This window comes from Halobacillus sp. B23F22_1, assembly GCF_043497005.1.
Lineage (GTDB): Bacteria > Bacillota > Bacilli > Bacillales > Halobacillaceae > Halobacillus_A.
The window spans coordinates 53768-73259 of record NZ_JBIEKE010000002.1 but is presented as its reverse complement, the minus strand read 5'-3'; the positions used below and the strand labels follow the sequence as shown (position 1 = coordinate 73259).

Genomic DNA, 19492 nt, shown 5'->3' with positions numbered 1-19492 from the left:
CACAACTAGCTTAGTGCGACTTGCTTTAACAAGGATTATCTATTCATTTTCCGTGTCTAATTATATATTAAGTTGTGTGTAATCGCCAATTTTTTTATATTTGTCAAAACGCTCTTCCAATAAAACTTCTTCATTCTTTTTCTGAAGTTCTTTAAGAGCTTCCTGGATATATTGTCCCATTCTTTCTGCCTGTTTTTCAATATCTCTATGGGCACCGCCGCGAATTTCTGGAATAACATCATCTATTACCTTAAGCTCTTTCAGATCTTGAGCAGTAATTTTCATAGTCTCAGCTGCTTTTTGAGCTAAATTCGAATCTTTCCATAACAAAGCAGCGGCTCCTTCTGGAGAAATCACTGAATATGTGGAGTTCTCGAGCATATAGATACGATCACCTATTCCTAAACCTAATGCCCCCCCACTTCCTCCTTCACCTATAACTACACAAATCACTGGTACTGTTAAGCCTGACATTTCTACAAGGTTTCTAGCGATGGCTTCGCTTTGACCTCTTTCTTCTGCAGCTTTTCCTGGATAAGCACCTTTCGTATCAATAAATGTAATAATCGGGCGATTGAATTTCTCCGCTTGCTTCATTAAGCGCAGCGCTTTACGATAGCCTTCAGGGTGCGGCATACCAAAGTTTCGTTTAATATTCTCTTTTGTATCTTTTCCCCGCTGATGACCAATTACTGTTACAGGCTGATCATTAAACTTAGCGATTCCTGATACAATAGCTTCGTCGTCACCAAATAACCGATCTCCATGTAACTCTAAAAAGTCACTAAATAAATAGTCAATGTAGTCTAAGGTAGTAGGCCGTTCAGGGTGGCGAGCCATTTGTACTCGATCCCAGGGAGCCATCCGATCATACACATCTTTTTCTAATTTCTCTAACCGTTTTTCTAGTGTAGTAATTTCTTCACTTAAATCCATTTCACTTTCTTCCGTTAACCTTTTTAATTCAGTTATTTTTTCTCGAAGCTCAATAACCGGTTTTTCAAATTCTAACACGTGTTTCATCAGATGTTCCCTCCCTTACAGTGAATGTCTAGAACAGTGGAAAGGGTAGCTTTCATATCATGACGGTGGATAACTTTGTCTAATTGCCCATGCTGCAGTAAAAACTCTGCAGTCTGGAAGTCATCAGGAAGTTTTTCACGAATTGTTTGCTCTATGATCCGGCGCCCTGCAAAACCAATTAATGCTCCTGGTTCAGCGAAATTGTAATCACCGACAGAAGCGAAACTAGCTGACACTCCCCCCGTAGTAGGGTGCGTCATGACCGAAATAAACAATCCACCTTCTTCGTGAAGTCTCCGGAGAGCAACTGAAGTTTTGCCCATTTGCATTAAGCTTAAGACACCTTCTTGCATACGGGCCCCTCCGGATGCTGTGAAAATAATGAAAGGAAGCTTTTCTTTTCTAGCATTTTCTATTGCATTCGTAATTTTTTCTCCTACAACAGACCCCATACTCCCCATTCGGAATCGGGAATCCATGATAGCTACTGCTGTTTTATTTCCATTTAGAGAGGACTTTCCTGTGATTACAGCTTCGTTTAAGGCGGATTTTAGACGATCCTTTTCAAGCTTCTCTTCATAATCTGGAAATTGAAGAGGATTCGTGGAAATCATATTCTTGTCCCACTCTTCAAAGGAGTTATCATCAAATAAATGCTCAATTCTTTCGAAGGCATTTAAACTATGGTGATGATCACAATGAGGACAAACATTCATATTCCTAATAAGTTCTTTTCTATAAAAAATCTTTTGGCAGCTTGGGCATTTTTGCATCAGCCCTTCAGGTACATCCTGCTTTGCCTCTTGACTTGGTATGGATGCATAGCGCTTTTTCTTGCTGAAAAAATCTCTTAGCAAGGTGATTCCTCCTTTAGGACCAGGCTCATTTCTATGTTCTATGTCATAATACAAAAATTATCGTGCATTTGTTAAGGAAAGCTGTCGAGTGTACAATTGCCCGATTGATTTATATTAAAACAAAGAGTAGATATGCTCTTTGGATTTATGGTTTGATAATGCATGATAAAATCGTTTATACATATCCGGAGTATACGTAATATCATGAACAGTATGTGTAAATCCGCTAATAAATTGCCACATAGATAATAGCAGTGGATGATGGCATTGTTCAAATAAATAAGTAAACATCTGTTGATGCTTTTGACTATTTTGTTCCTCAGGTATTAATCTGCTCAATTCTTCTAGTTGCACATGTGATAATTGCCCGGCGGATAATAGTAAAATTTCTTTTTCAAGCATTTGCTTAGCTGTTAACAGCTCTTCTCTAGTTCTATTATCATTTAAAAGAAACTTCGATAACAAACCAACCATATGGTATGGGCGGTAGGCTCTCATAAATGTTCCTTCGCCGCGCCTTGTTTCTATTAACCCTAACAGTTCAAGGGCACGCAAAGCTTCACGAATAGAAGATCTTCCCACTTGCAACAACTCACTGAACACTCTTTCCGAAGGTAATTTGTCGCCTGGCTTAAGCTTCTGATTTTCAATATAAGCTTTGATCTGTTCTAATACTCCTTCATACACTTTTTCGTTCAAAGTATGGGTCATTGAACAGGCCCCTTTCATAGTGACAAAATTCAAGGAGAAAAGCCAACGGCCTTTCTCCAAGGTTTAGTCCTCTTCATCTATTAATGTAAGGTACCTTGTTTTCTCGGCTACCTCTTCAGGATCAACGTGATGTCGTGCAACGCCAGATTCCATTGCAGCTTTAGCTACACTCGCTGCTACAGCAGGAGCAACACGAGCATCAAAAGGAGCAGGGATGACGTAATCCTCATTCAAATCCTCTTCACTTACCAACGCTGCAATTGCTTCTGCTGCTGCAATTTTCATCTTTTCATTAATTCGAGTAGCTCGAACATCTAATGCCCCTCTGAAGATTCCAGGAAAAGCTAATACGTTGTTAACCTGATTTGGAAAATCTGAGCGTCCTGTACCAATCACCCTGGCACCCGCTTCTTTGGCATCATCAGGCATGATTTCAGGTTCGGGATTAGCCATGGCAAATATAATAGCATCATCATTCATACGTGAAACCATTTCTTTTGATAGCAGACCGCCAACAGAAACACCAATAAAGACATCTGCGTCTTCCATTACTTCCTCAAGCTTTCCTTCTTGTTTATCTTTATTCGTGATTTTAGCAATTTCCTCTTTGACATCGTTCATTCCTGAAGGACGTCCTTCATAAATTGCTCCTTTAGAATCACACATAATAATATCTCTTACCCCAAAGTGGTAAAGTAGTTTTATAATAGCTATGCCGGCTGCTCCTGCACCATTGGCAATCACTTTTATATCAGAGAAACTTTTCCCTGTAATTTTAAGAGCGTTCATTAATCCTGCGACAGTCACGATGGCTGTGCCATGCTGGTCATCATGGAAAATCGGGATGTTCGTTTCCTTTTTTAATTGCTCTTCAATTATAAAGCAGTTCGGAGCAGCAATATCTTCTAAATTCACGCCGCCAAAAGTTGGCTCCATTAATTTAACGGTTTGTACAATTTGATCAATGTCTCTAGTATTTAAACAAATCGGAAAAGCATCGACTCCTGCAAAGCTTTTAAACAAAGCAGCTTTACCCTCCATAACTGGCAGAGCTGCTTCAGGTCCGATATTGCCAAGACCAAGAACAGCCGAACCATCACTGACTACAGCCACCATATTCCCTTTCATCGTATAATCATAGACAGTGTCCTTATGATCATAGATTTCTTTACATGGTTCAGCTACCCCTGGTGAATAGGCTAAGCTTAAATCCTTAGCATTCCTTACAGGTACTTTTGAATTTGTTTCTAGTTTACCTTTATTAGCACGGTGTATATGTAGTGCTTCATCTCTCAAATTTGTCACAGGTACACGCTCCTTTAGAAACTATAGAATAATTCCGAATCGAGTGGTCAGACCACCATTAACCTCTTAATTATAACAGATGAATAGTTTGTGTAAAGAACCTCAAAATACTGGACTAAGATTTCTTTTTTTGATTAAAGTTATTCCTATTTTAAAACTACGGATTCCTCTCCAAAGAAATCATATAACTTTCTTAAACAAGCTTCTGTCGGTTTAACTCGATAAGAATCGTCTAGCTGATACGTTTTCCTATCTTCTTCAACAAGTACAATCACCTCCGTATTGCCCGGGAAATAAGAAGCAACTTTTCTTAATCTTTCTAGTAATAACTGCTCCTCTTTTTTTATCGTTTTTATAAACAGCCTCTTTTTTTCAGAGGCTAAGTGAGAGCTGTTAAAATTTGAAATGTGATTAACGATCCACTGACTCTTTTCATTTCTTTCTTCAATTTTACCTTGTATGACAACAAGTTGATTGTCCTTCAACCACTGTTTCACTCCTCGATATACATCGGGAAATAATACAGCATCCATCTCATCAGTCTCATCGCTAATTGTAAGAAATGCCATCGAGTCACCCCGTTTGGTCCGTATTTCTTTTACTTCATCTACTACAGCCGCGGTTTTTACTGATCGCTTACTTATAAGCTTTGAACTTTCTCTTATAGTTAAATAACCCTCTACAGTTAAGCGCTCCCGATGTGCCTCTAAAGGATGATTTGATAAATATGTTCCTAATACTTCTTTTTCTAAAGATAACTGTTTTAAAATAGGAAAAGGTTCTGTAGAAGATACTTGCCCTTCTATTTCTAAATCTTGATAAAATAACTCTGGTAAATCTTGAAACTCTCGGAAAAGCTCACCCTGTTCCAATGCTTGATCAATGCTTGCCAACAAGCTAGCTCTATTTTGTTGAAGTTCATCAAAAGCCCCTGCCATGATAAGAGCTTCAAGTATATTTCGATTGATTTCTTTTGCGTGTAATCGCAGGCAAAAATCATGGAGGCTCTTAAACTTCCCTTTCTTCCTTTCTTCTACAACAGCTTGAGCTGCCGGGTATCCAATTCCTTTTATGGAAAGGAAGCCTAAACGAATGGCTCCTTGCTCATCTAAAGCATAAGGATAGCTGTAATTAACCGATGGCGCTCTAACCTGCAACTCAAGTTCTTTTGCCTCTCTTACATAGGAAGCTAGTTTTTCTTTATCCCCTAATGTAGAATTTATTAATTCTGCCATAAATACGGAAGGGAAGTGAGCCTTAATATAAGCTAACTGATAGGATATAAAGCTGTACGCTACAGCGTGGCTTCTATTGAAACCATAGTTTGAAAATTTTACTATCCATTGAAAAAGCTGGACAGCTACTTCATTTTCATGTCCATTTTTTATGGAACGCGTCACAAATTGTTCCTGCTGTTTTTCTAAAACCTCTTTTTGCTTTTTACTGACAGCACGACGCAGTAAATCAGCCTCTCCTAAAGAATACCCTGCCACTTTTTGTGCTACCTGCATGATTTGTTCCTGGTATACTAAAACACCAAAAGTCTTTTGAAGAATCGGTTGTAAAATATGGTGGGGGTAACTGACCTTTTCCAGCTTATGTTTTCTTTTTATATAGACGGGGATATATTCCATCGGACCTGGACGGTATAAAGCATTAACAGCCACGACGTCTTCAAAATGACTAGGCTTTAACCTTCTAAGCACACTCTTCATCCCCTGAGACTCTAGTTGAAACACTCCATTCGTGCGACCCTGCTGTAAAAGTTCAAAGGTTTTTCCATCATTAAGGTCTACATTACTATAATGAAAATCAGCTTGTTTATAACTTCTAATTTTTGCTTCCATTCTCCTTAACAGTGACAAGTTTCTCAGCCCAAGGAAATCCATCTTTAAAAGTCCTATATTTTCTAAATCTCCCATAGCCATTTGAGTGAGCAGAACTTCTCCTTGTCCTTGCATTAACGCTGTGTAATTCATTAACGGGTGCTCACTAATGACGACCCCAGCAGCATGTGTCGAAACGTGCCTAGGTAAGCCTTCTAGTTTTGAAGCTACCCTGAAAAGCTTTATTAATTTAGGCGATGAACGAATATAATCTTTAAGTGGCTCTGATTGCTGTACAGCTGTTTTTAAAGAATGACTAGTCCCTCCAGGTAACTGCTTTAAAATGAAAGCTGTATCGCTCTCATCAATTTGAAGTACTTTAAAGAGCTCTCTAAGTACACTTCTAGTTGCAAATGTTCCAAAAGTACATATTTGCGCAACATGATCTTGACCATATTTATTCATAACATACTCAATTACTTCATCCCTGCGGTCATCCGGAAAGTCGATATCAATATCCGGCATCGTTATACGCTCAGGATTTAAAAATCGTTCAAATAACAAATCATAAGCCAAAGGATCCACCTGGGTAATACCAAGTAAGTAACTAACAATAGACCCTGCAGCTGACCCTCTCCCCGGTCCAGCTTCAATCCCTTTGGTTCTTGCGTAGTCGATAAAATCCCATACAATCAGAAAATAGTCGCTGAAATTCATTGATGTTATAACGTCTAACTCATGTTCTAACCTTTCACGAGCTTTTTCTTTATCTTCTGGGTATTTGTCCTTTAATTTACCCAGACAGAGCTTTCTTAAATAATGATTCGCTGTTTCTCCTTCGGGTACCGGAAAAGAAGGCAGCAATGTTTGATTTAAATCCAGCTCTACTTCACATAAATCTACAATAGCTTTGTTATTCTCTAATACTTCCGGCCACCAATCTTTAAAATACGTTTCCATCTCTTTCGGTGATTTTAAATATTGATGGTCTTGATATGTACCCTTATTTTCTTGTACCGGTTCATTTTGAGCTATAGCACGTAAACAGTAATAAGCTTCGGCATCTTCTTTTTCTATATATTTCACTGGATTCATAACCGTGACGGGAATTTGTAATTTATCGGTCCACTGTTTTAACTCTGGATGAAGTTGTTTCTCCACCTGCACACCATGATCTTTAACCCCAAGATAAAAGTTCTTAAATATGTGGCGCCATTCTTCTATTTCCTCTTTCACTCTATCAAATGAGCTGTTCAGGATTGAAGAACCCCATGATGTATCTGACACTGTAATAATCGCAACTAAATCATCAGCTGATGAGGTGAAGTCAATTAATTGCGGTTCCTCTTCCTCTATGTGGGATTTGGTACTTAGTCTCAATAAAGCCTCGTAACCTTTTTTATTTTTAGCAAGCAAGGTAACGGGAATTCTTTCATTCTTGAAAAACACGGTTAAACGCAAACCAATAATAGACTTTATTCCTTCCTCCCTGCACTTCTGGTAGAAAGAAACCGCACCACTTAAAACATCATTATCTGTTAGAGCAAGTGAAGTAAAGCCAAGTTTCTTCGCTTGTTGAACTAAGAGAGGAATTTGGATCGTACTATCCATCAAACTATAACCACTATGAACCTGCAAATGAGCATATGACATCACCGTTCACCTCTTTCTCTCTATTACTTATTATATGGAAATTAGAAGGAGTATAAAAGCGTCCTGCATATATTTTAGTTTTAAAGAATAGCTTGGTTATTAACAATACAATACTTCTATAAGGAAGAGGGAAAAGATGGAAGAAAGATTAGTCATATCAATGATCCAATGCTTCTTCATCGCTTTCGGCGTTATTATGGGTGGTACCTTAATTGGAAGTATAGGAAGTTTTCTTACTGGTGAAGCACCTTTAACATCCATGTTTAGAATTGCAAAAGGTTTACGTATTTGGGCAATTGTTGCAGCAATTGGAGGAACTTTTGATGCGATTAGTAATTTTGAGAGAGGAATATTCGAAGGATCAACGTTTGATCTATTTAAACAAGTGATGATTATTGTTGCTGCCATGGGAGGCGTTCAAGCCGCATTATTTGTATTTGAACTATTATTAGGCGAGGAGGTTACTTAATGTACATCCCCCCTCAATTAAGAAAGAGAGAGTGGAGACGATTTTATGCTGGGTGCGTCTTCGGTGCGATTGCGGGGTACGTTTTATTTGTTTTCATTAACGACCAGCTTCATGAACATTTAGAAGAAGAAAACATTCAATTAGCCTCAAAGCTTAATGAGCTTGAAGCGAAGTATGAGAGTCTTCTAAATGAAGAAAAAGAAGCTGATGAAGAAAAAAATGAAATTTTAACGATTCAAGAAATTGTCCCCTCTTACACGAATGCTAAAGCCCTTCATATAGATAAGTTGACCCAACACCAGCTTTCTTCCATGGTTAAAGATCAACTTCAAAGTCTGTCAGGAGAAGATATTGAAAATATAAGTGATCAAAGCGATCTTATCATCGCCACTATCGAAAACAAACAATTTGTAGTGGAAGATTTCACTTATTCACTTAAGGTCGAAAGACTTATCATTTCTAACCAGCTTCAACTTCAACTATCAATTACAATCGAGAATTAAAGGAGGCATACTTACTTGTGGTCTCTAACAAACGCATCACATGCTTCCTTTAACTCTTCGGCTATGATATTCGTTTCCTCCCATGAACTTGCGGTAGCACCTGCCGCCATAGGATGTCCCCCTCCATTGTGCTTTTCTGCTATTTTATTTACAACAGGTCCTTTTGAACGAAGACGTACTCGAATACTGTCCTCTTCCTCCACAAAGTATACCCATGCTAAAATTCCTTCAATATCTCCTAATAACCCTACAATTGCACTCGTTTCTGAAGGAGAGACCTCATATTTATCTAATATATCTTTTGGTAAGCGCACTGTACTATACCTTTGGGGATGTAAAATGAAGTTTTCTAAAACATAACCTTTAAGCTTAGCTACTTTCACAGGTGTGCTATAAAGTTGATTATACATTTCTGGACGGTCGAAATTATAACTTACTAATTCAGACGCTGCTGCAAAAGTTTTCTCTGTTGTACTTGGAAACAAAAACCGGCCGGTATCTCCAACTATCCCCGCATACAACAGTGAGGCCGCTCTTTCGTTTAACGTATATCCTTGTTCAGCCACTTCTTTATAAAGAAAATATACCATTTCTGAAGCAGAACTTGCTTGCGTATTTACCCAGCTAATATCGCCATATTCATCTACTAGAGGATGGTGATCTATTTTAATTAACATTGCTCCCTCAGCATATCTTTGATCATCAATTCTTGGTTGATTAGCTGTATCGCAAACGATGACTAGAGCTCCTTTGTAATCATCATCAGCAACCACATCCATCTTCGTCAAAAATTGTAAGGAAGGTTCATTTTCTCCTGTAATTAATACTCTTTTGTCAGGAAAGTTATAACGAATGAATTCAGCCAAGCCTCCTTGAGATCCCAGAGCATCAGGATCCGGTCGAACATGACGGTGAATAATAATTGTTTTGTGCTGCTTAATCGCATCCATTATTTTATAGTGAGTCATCTATACCAAGCCTCTTTCTCTACAAATCTTTCTCCTATTATCCCATAACTTCTATTATTGAGGTAGCAAAACACTGAAAAACAAGCTACAATGAACATCGGAAATACATTTTAAGCAGGAGTCGATTTATTTTGATACTTTTCCCGACTATTATACTTATCTCGTTCATACTTTATATATACTATAAAGTGATGGTAGTAAAAACCAAAGACCCTTTATCCCAAGAATACTTAAATAGCAAAGCTAAAATGTGGCTTGGTATATTTATTTTTTTCTTTGGGATTAACCAGTATTTACTTTATGAAACAAGACTCTCTCTATTTATAGGCATCGTGTTTCTTATTTTAGGCGTCATGCAGTTTAGGTTAGGCTTTAAAGCGAGTAAACATTATCAAAGTGAATATCAAAAACTTCGTGAAAAAAGTCGCTGAATCAGCGACTTTTTTTATCGGTCAATAAGCTGAGCCATGAGAAGAGCTTTTCCTACTACTGCGTGTTCATGGTGAACCTCGACGTCTACCTTTGCTACTTTTCTCCCCATTTCTAATAATTGAGGCTTTATCTCGATCTCGCTTTCAAGTTGTACGGGCTTAATAAATAAGAGCGAGATGTTTTCGACTACTAGATTGCCTTTCTTATGTTTACTTAACAATCGACTTGAAGCTTCAGTAACGAGAGTGGTAAATACACCATAAGAAAGAGTTCCCAGTTGATTTGTCATTTGAGGGGTAACGGTAGTCCGAAGTTTAAATAATTGCTCATCATCTTCACTTAATTCTAATTGTTTACTCACCAAGTCATCTATTGTTTCCCCTATTTGTGGTTGTCGCTGTAAATTTTGCAAACCTTTTAATACATCCTGCCTTGATATAATCCCCTGAAGCTTTTGAGATTGATCAACGACCGGCATCAACTCTATTCCTTCCCACACCATCATGTGCGCAGCATTCGTAAGAGAAGTGCTCGTTTGGACAGTCATAGGATTCTTCGTCATTACTTTATCGATTTTTAAAGAAGGATCCTTGTTAATGACATCCTTTGAGGTCACCATTCCAACAACTCGATTTTTTAAATCAACTACCGGATAACGACTATGTTGTGTACTTTCATTTAATTCATGCCAACGTTCCACAGAGTCCTTCGTCGTTAAGTAACTTGCTTTTTCAAATGTCGTGTAAATATCATCTACTAGTACGATTTCTTTTTTTATTAATTGATCATAAATGGCTCTGTTTATCATAGTCGCTACCGTAAATGTATCATAACTAGTGGATATGACTGGAAGTTTCTTTTCGTCAGCTAATTTTTTTACTTTGTCAGTTGTATCAAATCCACCTGTAACTAAAACAGCCGCTCCTTCCTTAACTGCTAATTCATGTGCATTCGTTCTATTACCTACGATTAATAAAGACCCTGCTTCTGTGTAGCGCATCATAGCTTCAAGCTTCATAGCCCCTACAACAAATTTGTTTAAGGTCTTATGTAATCCTTCCCGACCACCTAACACTTGCCCATCTACTACTTTTGTAATTTCTGCAAAAGTTAGACGTTCAATATTTTCCTTCTTCTTTTTTTCAATCCTAATTGTACCCACACGTTCTATGGTGCTTACCATATTTTGATTTTCAGCTTCTTTAATGGCTCTGTATGCGGTTCCTTCACTCACATTTAGAGCTTTTGCAATTCCCCTGACTGAAATTTTGCTGCCAACAGATAAAGAGTCAATATGTTCAAGAATCTGTTCATGTTTGGTAGCCAATAAAATCACCAATCTTTCTAACTGTACTAATATTTTTTCTTATTATTGTTATTATACAAGTGATACAGTTAGACCGCAATCGTTCTTAAAGGTACGAGTGATCAAGTTAGAAGATTTCTTTTAAAAAAAGCCCACAACAATGTGGGCTTTTAAGTCTATTACAGTTCTATCGCTTCTCCCGGCTCAAGAGCTTTTCCTTTTCCAGGTCCTACTTTTTCAGCAAAACCTTTACCATCCTGCTCAATTAATTCAAATGTGTTGTAATGGATAGGAACAATCTGTTTTGCTTTTATCCACTCAGCAGCTAACAATCCGTCCTCAGGTCCCATTGTGAAATTATCACCAATAGGAACGAAAGCCAGATCAATTGAGTTTTGCTCCCCAATCATTTTTAAATCAGAGAATAATCCCGTATCTCCCATATGGTAGATCGTCTTCCCTTCAATAGTCAACAAGATTCCAGTCGGCATTCCAGTATATACGATTGAACCATCTTCTTCAGTGTATGAAGAACCATGAAAAGCTTGAGTCAATTTAACTGTTCCAAAATCAAATTTATGGCTCCCTCCGATGTACATTGGATGGGCATTTAAACCTTTATTCCCTAAATACGTAGCAAGCTCAAATGGGGCAATAATTTGAGAATCACAGCGTTTCGCAATTTCAACCGTATCTCCTACATGATCGTTATGGCCATGTGTAAGTAGAATAATATCAGCATGAACGTTTTCCGCATCTAAGTCAGTATTTCCATTTTCTGAAATATACGGATCAAATAATATCGTTTTACTTTGTGCTTCCACTTTAACTACTGCATGTCCATGAAATGAAACTTTCACTCTACCACTCCTTAAAGTTTAATAATTCTGCCAAGCCTGTTCATATTTCTGAATCAAGTTCGGATGGATTAAGGTATTAGGTGCTAATGACACAGACTCGCCTTCACTGTTAACGATTTCCCTATCTTCATCTTTTCCAAACACCATCATAGATTGCAATAGTTCCTTCGTTAAAAACTTTGTTTCTTGAGTAAGTTCAATATCCTCTACATCTATTTTACTTCTACTAGCCATGATGAATCCCCAGTTTCCAAAGCTTGGTATATCAACATGAAAGTTTTCAACGTTTAAACCTGTATCCCTTACCGTTTCATCAATCGTCCAGTACACCTCTCTCGCAAACACCGGACTGGTAGCTTGAATCATTGCTGCCCCGCCGGGTTTCAAGTGATTACGCACTAATGAATAAAATTCTCTTGTATATAATTTGTTCAGGCTTTCATTATTAGGATCAGGTAAATCTATGATCACTACATCAAAAAGCGCATCCGTATCTTCCAAAAACTTAAATGCATCTCTATTCTTAATTTGAACACGTTCATCCTCTAAGGCATTTTCATTTAACTGTTTCAAATGAAAATTTGTAGAAGCAAGCTCAGTAACTGCTGGATCTAAATCAACAATAGTTAGCTGCTTCACGTCACTATATTTTAATACTTCTTTAGCAGCTATACCATCCCCGCCTCCAAGAATAAGAACTTCCTCTTTCTTATCAGCTTCTTCCATTGGTGGGTGAACAAGAGTTTCATGATATCGATGCTCATCCGTTGAGCTAAACTGAAGGGAGCCATCCAGGAATAGACGTGTATCTTCTTGATCACGAGTAAGAATAATTTTCTGGTAAGCACTATCCTCACTATAAACAATCGGATCTTTATATAATTTTTGCTCAAAAGAGAAAGCCATTTCCTCTCCAAAAAATAAGCCGGCTATGAGTAATACTCCGATAAAAGCTGCGGCTGCAGCATGGATCGTTACTTGCTTAATTTCTTTACGAAACAAATATAATATAATAACTGCCACGGATAGATTTATACAAGCGACGAAAAATGCACTTTTCACCATCCCCATTTCCGGACGCAGATAAAAAGCAAAAAGCAATCCACCGATTAATCCTCCTGCATAGTCTGAAAATAATACTCTAGCTGTACTCCGGCTTAATTCGACTCCTATCTCGCTGGCTTTACGAATGAGTATTGGAAGTTCCAATCCGGTTAACGCACCAATTGTAAAAGTAACTAAATACAAGAAGAACGCATCCGTTCCCTCAGGCGCAAAAGCTGTCATACCAAACATCGTGAAGCTGGAAAATCCACCAATCAAGGCAACCATAAACTCAATCCAAACAAAAGTCACAATTAGATTTTTCATGACTTTTTCACTTATACTAGCACCTATCCCCATGCCAGTCAGGAAGAGACTGATTGTAATAGTGTACTGTTTAACACCGTCCCCTAAAATATACGACCCCAGGGCTCCAAACAATACTTCAAAGATAATCCCGCATATTGAAACAATCCCTGAGGCCCAGTAGATAAGCCGGCTCTTTTTTATTCCATCCGTTTCCATCCCGTTTCACTCCGATATTAATGCTGTGATTACCATGAAAAGGCCACTATGAGTTACATAGCGGCTCTCTTTTTTCTTATTCCATACTATGTAATTGATGCGCCAATTACTAAAGCTAGACCGATCGAAACTCCTATGGAAATAATCCCAACAGCTGTGTTGTTGTTCTTCAACTGAGTTTCCACAGAAAACTTTCTAGTAAATAACTCAAATAACAAGTAAGCAATCATTTGAAGTACTACTCCACAAGCACCCCATAATAACGTATCCCATATAGTAAAGCTATGATAAATAGCAAATGAAAGAACGATGCAAATTCCAATAATCTTCCCTGCAATTGACATTGCTACAGCTTGGTTTCCAGCCTTTACCTCATCCCAATCTTTATACTGTTTAGTAAGTATTTCAAATATAAATAAACCTATAACAACAACAACGATCCCAATGGCAAAATAACCTATTGTAGCTAATAATGGTTCCATAATAATTCCTCCTTTATTTTCCTGTTCCAGGTCCTCCACCGCGATTAGAAGAGCCTCTAAAGGAACCTGAATTTGATCCACCATACATTGAATAGCCGCCATAACATCCGCCTTCAGATTGACAGCGTGCCTCTCTTCGATTGGCCCAATCGCTAGAACCAAGCATTCGATTTAACAAAGAATAAGCCAACAACCCTTGAAAGAAACTTGGTGAATAATTGTTACGAACAAATTCGTCACTTGCAAGTTCAATAAGAATAAGTCCTGGCTCCTCATCACTCTCTTGTAAAATTACAAATTCGTCAGGGTAGATTAAGACTTGTTTCCCTTCATCTCGATCGCTAACTTCTTCTGGTTCAATTTTGTTTTCGATTTCTTCCGCCGTTTCTGAAAGAGTTAAGTTTTGAGTCATAAATATTTCAGAGTGCCCTTCATCCGTTTCTACCGTGTCAAGAAGCGGAAAGCTATCGCTAAGCAGCTGTCTGATCGAAGCTGCTTCTGATTGCTTAATAGAATTAAGCACATCATTCCTAGAAGGTTCACTTGGCAACTCTTCATATGTATCTTGGGCGTTCGATCCTGACATCCCTTTTGATCCATTGCCCATAGAACCAAAAGAGTTGTAACCTATTACCACGGCAATGAGTACCACAATAATGACCCCAGCGTAATCCCTCAATTAGAGTTCCTCCTTTCCATAAAAATGAGATGTGCCTGAACATTTGTCAGGCACAACTTAAGTCTTTACTTATTCAATTTTTTCTTAAGAGCAGCAAGTTCGTCATCTACATCATCTTTCTTATCCAACTCGTTAAATTCATCATCTAGTGAGCGATTCGATTGAGAAAGATCCTCACTCGTCTCCGCTTCTGCTTCATATTGCATCACACGTTCTTCCATACGTTCAAAACCTTGACGCGATTCATCACTACCAATGTTAGACATCGTTCGATTCATTTTCGTCCGGGTTTGCGCTGATTCAGCTCTAGCTTTAAGCGAATCTTTCTTCAGTTTCATTTCCTGGTATTCATTTTTCATCTCCTCTAGTTTCTGACGAAGGTTATTAGAATCTTGTTCCGCACGCTCAAAAGAAGATTTAAATTGATCAGCCTGCTGCTGCTGATTGTTTTTATCTTCTAATGCCCGGCGGGCTAGATCGTCGTTCCCTGATTCAATAGCTTTCTCCGCTTGCTTCATACGTTTATCTGCTAAAGCTTGAGCATCATCGTATTTTCTTTTAAGCATCTTTTCATTGGCAATCTGTTTAGCTACAGCTGTTTCCGCTTCGCGAATATCATTTTCCATATCTCGCATAAACTGCTCTAACATTTTCACCGGGTCTTCTGCTTTATCCAGCATTGAATTTAACTCACTACTTACAACAGTTTTTACACGATTAAAAAATTTAAACATTTAAATTCCTCCTTAGTTATTCGATCCAGCAATTATTTTTATTTCATACTCTTCAATATCAAAACCATAGCTTACCTCTACTTCGCTTCCCCATGACTCTAATGACAAATAAGTTTCTTCATCTTCGGATACATACTCGGCATAGCGTATTGTTTGACCGTTAACGTTTTGACTGCGGCCTTCCCCTACTACATACGCTTCTCCCTCCTCATCCTTGTAATAAGTCATGTCAGTGTAATTGATTTTATCAGGAAAAGTATTCATTGGCAGTTTCACGGTCTCGTAAATCCCGATCTCTAATTCCTCATCCATTTCAGCTGAGAGCCACTTAATGTTCCTGCCTTCCAACAATTGATAAGAAAACCATTCATACCCGCTATCTCGATAAGTAATTTTTCCTACCACTTCGTAATCCACAAGATCATACGTGATAATATCCCCTATTTGGATATTTAAAGCATCCCGTTCTTTCACTTCTCCTCTATCTTTATCCTGTTGTTTAGAAAATAACCTTGAAAAAAAGCCCAAGTCTCCACCTCTCCTTCACCTTTGACCTTGCTTATCTGTATTTACGATTGAATATCAATTTTGTTTCACTTTATATACATTTTATCAAAGAAATATAAAAACAGCAGAACATTTGCATGTTCTGCTGTTTTCAAGCTGTCGAAAAAGCTAAGATTTACGTCATATAAGTATGGAGAAAAGAACAGGGAAAAGCGCTGTTTTCCGCGGGGCAAGACGGAAAATATCCTCAGTCTGTGAAGTGAACTCTAACATCGGACGCGCATAAAATTGTATTAAACGACTGCTTTTTCCGAGCCTTTGACCAGAATGAAATCTTGAAACCTTCGTAATGTGAATATCCTTTTGCAAACGCTGCTTTTATAAGGGCACAGCTTGAGTAAATGAATGCCCATGATCTATTTCGAGAAAGGGTTTGAGGAAACGGCGAGCCTCCTGCGGGAAATGGGAATCAGGTGTGACCCCGGAGGGCTGATAAAGCCCGAGGAGGCACACCATTCCCTTGCGGAAAGGGAGTCGTTTCCTCAAACCCTTTACACTCTATAAGGTTTCTCTACAAGCTGAAACAGCAGAACATTTGCATGTTCTGCTGTTTTCTTCTTTACTTCAAAATTAAATCCTTTGCGTTCGAATATTCAAAGCCGTGGGCTTCCGCCACTGCTGCATAGGTGACGAAACCGTCTAATGTATTGATCCCTTTAAAAAGAGCTTCATTATCTAAACAAGCTTTCTTGTATCCTTTATTTGCTAATTGCAGCGCATAAGGGACCGTTACATTCGTAAGACCCAGTGTTGATGTTCTTGGAACTGCCCCTGGCATATTAGCTACAGAGTAGTGAAGAACTCCATGTTTCTCATAGGTTGGGTTATCATGAGTTGTAATTCGGTCAGTCGTTTCAAAAATCCCTCCCTGATCGATAGCTACATCAACAATTACTGATCCTTCAGGCATATCTTTAACCATTTCTTCAGTTACAATTTTAGGCGCTTTTGCCCCTGGGATAAGTACGGCACCAATCACTAAGTCTGATTCCTTTAGAGCTTCATGTATATTTAAAGGATTGGACATTAACGTATTAATTTCTTTTCCAAAAAGGTCATCTAGTTGACGCAGACGATCGGGATTCAAGTCAATAATTGTTACATCAGCACCTAATCCAACCGCGATTTTAGCAGCATTTGTACCTACTACTCCACCACCCAGCACCGTCACCTTGCCCCGGCTGACACCTGGAATTCCCGAAAGTAAGACGCCTCGTCCACCGTGCGTCTTTTCCAATACTTGTGCGCCAATTTGAGATGCCATCCTGCCCGCCACTTCACTCATTGGTGTAAGCAGCGGCAGTGAACCATTAGAAAGCTGCACCGTTTCATAAGCAATGGCCACAACTTTTCGCTCCACAAGCGCCTTTGTTAATTCTGGTTCTGGAGCCAAATGTAAATAAGTAAATAGTATAAGTCCTTCATAAAAATAATCATACTCTTCAGGCAGCGGTTCTTTAACTTTCATAACCATTTCCTGACTCCAGGCTTCTTGTCCAGAATTCACTATACTCGCTCCTGCTTCGATATATTGCTCATCTGTAAACCCTGAACCTAAACCCGCGCCTTTCTCTAAAAACACTTCATGACCTTCTCCTACAAGGCTTACTACACCCGCAGGAGTCATTGCTACTCGATTCTCATTATTTTTCACTTCTGTAGGTATGCCAATTTTCACAGTTATACAACCTCCCAATTCCTATGTAATTTTCATCCAATACTATCCAGTTCGTTACTACTATATCATTAAAGACTGTGAGCGGATAGACACTTAATGTAAGCACTTACATTGTACCAAACCTGTTCTTCACAACCTACACCTCTAAAAATAATAAAAATTTTCTTTTTTCTTCATTAGCGGAAGCGATGGATAACATCCATTCCTCCAGTTACTTCATATATAGTACCAGTAATCATATCCGAGTCTTCCTGGCACAGAAACTCAATGGAGCGTGCGATATCTTCACCAGTGCCCGGACGGCCGATCGGTGTACTCTCATCACTATTTGATCGACTTTCCTTTATAGAAGCTTCCTTCATTTGACCTGTAATATTCCCAGGGCAAATCATATTTGAAGTAATTCCGTATTCAGCTTCTTCAAAAGCGATACTTTTTGTTAAGGAAACGAGTCCCACCTTCGCAGCTGCAAAGGCCGAACGATAAATCCATCCTGGTGCAGACCCCGCACCTTGAAACCCATAGTGAATAATTCGCCCAAAATTCTGCTGACGCATAACTGGAATAGTTAACTTCAATAGATGAAACGATGCATCTAGGTTTCCACGAATCATCGAATCCCATTCATCAACTGTATAATCCATAAGTTTTTTTCTTTCAAATATATAAGGGCCAGCATTGTTTATAAGGAAATCAATACGCCCAAAACGATTCATCGTGTCGTCTACGAGTTTTTCTAATTCTACTTTATGCCTTACGTCTACACGGACCACCTGGATACGATCCTTTAAATGAGCATAATTCTCTAACAGCTCTTCCGCTTTAGAACGGTCTGTTAAATAAGTTACAGTTACAGAATGGCCTGCATTTAGAAACTGCTCTGTTACTTTTCTTCCTAACCCTTTAGTTCCTGCGGTGATAATTGCGTGCCTCATTACTAGCCCTCCTTAAGCGATTCTAAGTACTACGAATTAATGTATAGGTTAACATTTGCAGATATTCCGCCATTTTAATCTATTTCACTGCCCCATTGTATACTTTAACTTTACTACAAAAGTAAGAGATTTTTCACAGGAGACGCTCGTAATCAATATGTTTTAAAAGTTCATGAAAAAAGTAATGTCTACCCCCTTTGTTTAATTTGTAGCATGATATAATATAGGTAACAAAAGGAAGGGAGCGTTCACGATGACATATGAATACAAAAATATAGTTGTAGCAGTTGACGGGTCTGAAACAGCGGAGGTCGCTTTTAAAAAAGCAATTGATATCGCAAATAGAAATGACGCGCAGCTTATTTTATCTCATGTTGTTGATACTAGAGCTTTTTCTACAGTAGAAGCTTATGATCGTTCACTTGCTGTTCGTGCAGAGAAATACGCCAAAGAACTCCTGGATGACTATCAGCAAAAAGCCGAAGATGCAGGTGTCCAAAATGTAACCGTTAGTATTGAATACGGTTCTCCGAAAGTAAAGATTGCAAAAGACGTAGCACCTAAATTTCATGCTGATTTAATTATCTGCGGGGCAACCGGATTGAATTTAATGGAACGTTTTTTTATTGGAAGTGTCTCCGAACATATTACAAGGTATGCAACCTGTGATGTACTCGTAGTGAGGGAAGCAATCAAGTAAATATTATTTTCTTTAATAACACGAGTTCGGGACATGAGTAAAGCCACGTTTTCAAGAGCGTACAAAAAACGAACTATCGTATAAACCCAGATCATTAGCGTAATTATAATGTCTCAACAGTGTAGCACTCTATTGCATCGCATAAGGGACCAGGTACCGAAAACTGTAAAAAGAGCGAAGTGCCAAGTGTGAATTCCGGTACGTACCTGATATCGTGCGCAATAGGAAGCTGAGG

Annotated in this window: 19 protein-coding genes; 4 read left to right on the top strand and 15 right to left on the bottom strand. The window is 38.5% G+C overall.

The window, feature by feature from the left end:
• Nucleotides 1–60 precede the first annotated feature (60 nt).
• The 5 genes from accA to dnaE all read right to left on the bottom strand — a co-directional run bounded on the left by accA (nt 61) and on the right by dnaE (nt 7375).
• Nucleotides 61–1023 carry an acetyl-CoA carboxylase carboxyl transferase subunit alpha gene (gene accA / locus ACGTNH_RS08090; RefSeq protein ID WP_394586234.1) on the bottom strand — a complete coding sequence of 321 codons (963 nt, stop codon included), beginning with the start codon at nt 1021–1023 and terminating at the stop codon, nt 61–63.
• Nucleotides 1023–1880: an acetyl-CoA carboxylase, carboxyltransferase subunit beta gene (gene accD, locus ACGTNH_RS08085; protein ID WP_394586233.1), complete on the bottom strand. Its 858-nt coding sequence runs from the start codon at nt 1878–1880 to the stop codon at nt 1023–1025. The genes accA and accD overlap by 1 nt, the downstream gene beginning before the upstream one ends.
• Before the next feature lie 114 nt (nt 1881–1994).
• Nucleotides 1995–2591 (bottom strand): FadR/GntR family transcriptional regulator, encoded by a 597-nt coding sequence (locus ACGTNH_RS08080; protein ID WP_394586232.1) that lies wholly within the window; start codon nt 2589–2591, stop codon nt 1995–1997.
• 63 nt (nt 2592–2654) lie between these two features.
• A complete protein-coding gene (gene ystJ, locus ACGTNH_RS08075; RefSeq protein WP_394586231.1) occupies nt 2655–3896 on the bottom strand; it encodes an NADP-dependent malic enzyme in 1242 nt (413 codons plus the stop codon).
• Nucleotides 3897–4042: 146 nt separating this feature from the next.
• Complete coding sequence (gene dnaE, locus ACGTNH_RS08070; protein WP_394587671.1) at nt 4043–7375, bottom strand: DNA polymerase III subunit alpha; 3333 nt, start codon at nt 7373–7375, stop codon at nt 4043–4045.
• A 136-nt stretch (nt 7376–7511) separates the two neighbouring features.
• Between dnaE and ytrH the strand changes: the two genes are divergently transcribed.
• Nucleotides 7512–7844: a sporulation membrane protein YtrH gene (gene ytrH / locus ACGTNH_RS08065; protein WP_188375480.1), complete on the top strand. Its 333-nt coding sequence runs from the start codon at nt 7512–7514 to the stop codon at nt 7842–7844.
• Nucleotides 7844–8347 (top strand): sporulation membrane protein YtrI, encoded by a 504-nt coding sequence (gene ytrI / locus ACGTNH_RS08060; RefSeq protein WP_394586230.1) that lies wholly within the window; start codon nt 7844–7846, stop codon nt 8345–8347. The genes ytrH and ytrI overlap by 1 nt, the downstream gene beginning before the upstream one ends.
• 11 nt (nt 8348–8358) lie before the next feature.
• On the opposite strand, the gene ACGTNH_RS08055 is transcribed toward ytrI, so the two are convergent.
• On the bottom strand, nt 8359–9315 hold the full coding sequence (locus tag ACGTNH_RS08055; RefSeq protein WP_394586229.1) for a DHH family phosphoesterase: 957 nt from the start codon (nt 9313–9315) through the stop codon (nt 8359–8361).
• 131 nt (nt 9316–9446) lie between these two features.
• On the opposite strand from ACGTNH_RS08055, the gene ACGTNH_RS08050 reads away from it, so the two are divergent.
• Nucleotides 9447–9746 carry a YtpI family protein gene (locus tag ACGTNH_RS08050; protein ID WP_394586228.1) on the top strand — a complete coding sequence of 100 codons (300 nt, stop codon included), beginning with the start codon at nt 9447–9449 and terminating at the stop codon, nt 9744–9746.
• Nucleotides 9747–9760: 14 nt separating this feature from the next.
• On the opposite strand, the gene ACGTNH_RS08045 is transcribed toward ACGTNH_RS08050, so the two are convergent.
• From ACGTNH_RS08045 to ACGTNH_RS08005, 9 genes are all read right to left on the bottom strand, one after another.
• Nucleotides 9761–11074 carry a DRTGG domain-containing protein gene (locus tag ACGTNH_RS08045; RefSeq protein WP_394586227.1) on the bottom strand — a complete coding sequence of 438 codons (1314 nt, stop codon included), beginning with the start codon at nt 11072–11074 and terminating at the stop codon, nt 9761–9763.
• Nucleotides 11075–11232: 158 nt separating this feature from the next.
• Entirely contained in the window at nt 11233–11913 is a 681-nt protein-coding gene (locus ACGTNH_RS08040; protein WP_394586226.1) for a metal-dependent hydrolase, read from the bottom strand.
• Nucleotides 11914–11931: 18 nt separating this feature from the next.
• On the bottom strand, nt 11932–13482 hold the full coding sequence (locus tag ACGTNH_RS08035) for a polyamine aminopropyltransferase (RefSeq protein ID WP_394586225.1): 1551 nt from the start codon (nt 13480–13482) through the stop codon (nt 11932–11934).
• Between the two features lie 86 nt (nt 13483–13568).
• Entirely contained in the window at nt 13569–13964 is a 396-nt protein-coding gene (locus tag ACGTNH_RS08030; protein ID WP_394586224.1) for a DUF350 domain-containing protein, read from the bottom strand.
• Nucleotides 13965–13977: 13 nt separating this feature from the next.
• Complete coding sequence (locus tag ACGTNH_RS08025; RefSeq protein WP_394586223.1) at nt 13978–14643, bottom strand: DUF4247 domain-containing protein; 666 nt, start codon at nt 14641–14643, stop codon at nt 13978–13980.
• Nucleotides 14644–14708: 65 nt separating this feature from the next.
• On the bottom strand, nt 14709–15377 hold the full coding sequence (locus ACGTNH_RS08020; RefSeq protein WP_394586222.1) for a PspA/IM30 family protein: 669 nt from the start codon (nt 15375–15377) through the stop codon (nt 14709–14711).
• A 12-nt stretch (nt 15378–15389) separates the two neighbouring features.
• Nucleotides 15390–15905 (bottom strand): DUF4178 domain-containing protein, encoded by a 516-nt coding sequence (locus ACGTNH_RS08015; protein WP_394586221.1) that lies wholly within the window; start codon nt 15903–15905, stop codon nt 15390–15392.
• A gap of 598 nt (nt 15906–16503) precedes the next feature.
• Nucleotides 16504–17622 carry an alanine dehydrogenase gene (ald, locus tag ACGTNH_RS08010; protein ID WP_394586220.1) on the bottom strand — a complete coding sequence of 373 codons (1119 nt, stop codon included), beginning with the start codon at nt 17620–17622 and terminating at the stop codon, nt 16504–16506.
• 176 nt (nt 17623–17798) lie between these two features.
• A complete protein-coding gene (locus tag ACGTNH_RS08005; protein WP_394586219.1) occupies nt 17799–18557 on the bottom strand; it encodes an SDR family oxidoreductase in 759 nt (252 codons plus the stop codon).
• A gap of 253 nt (nt 18558–18810) precedes the next feature.
• Between ACGTNH_RS08005 and ACGTNH_RS08000 the strand changes: the two genes are divergently transcribed.
• Nucleotides 18811–19257 (top strand): universal stress protein, encoded by a 447-nt coding sequence (locus ACGTNH_RS08000; protein ID WP_394586218.1) that lies wholly within the window; start codon nt 18811–18813, stop codon nt 19255–19257.
• Nucleotides 19258–19492: the final 235 nt, after the last annotated feature.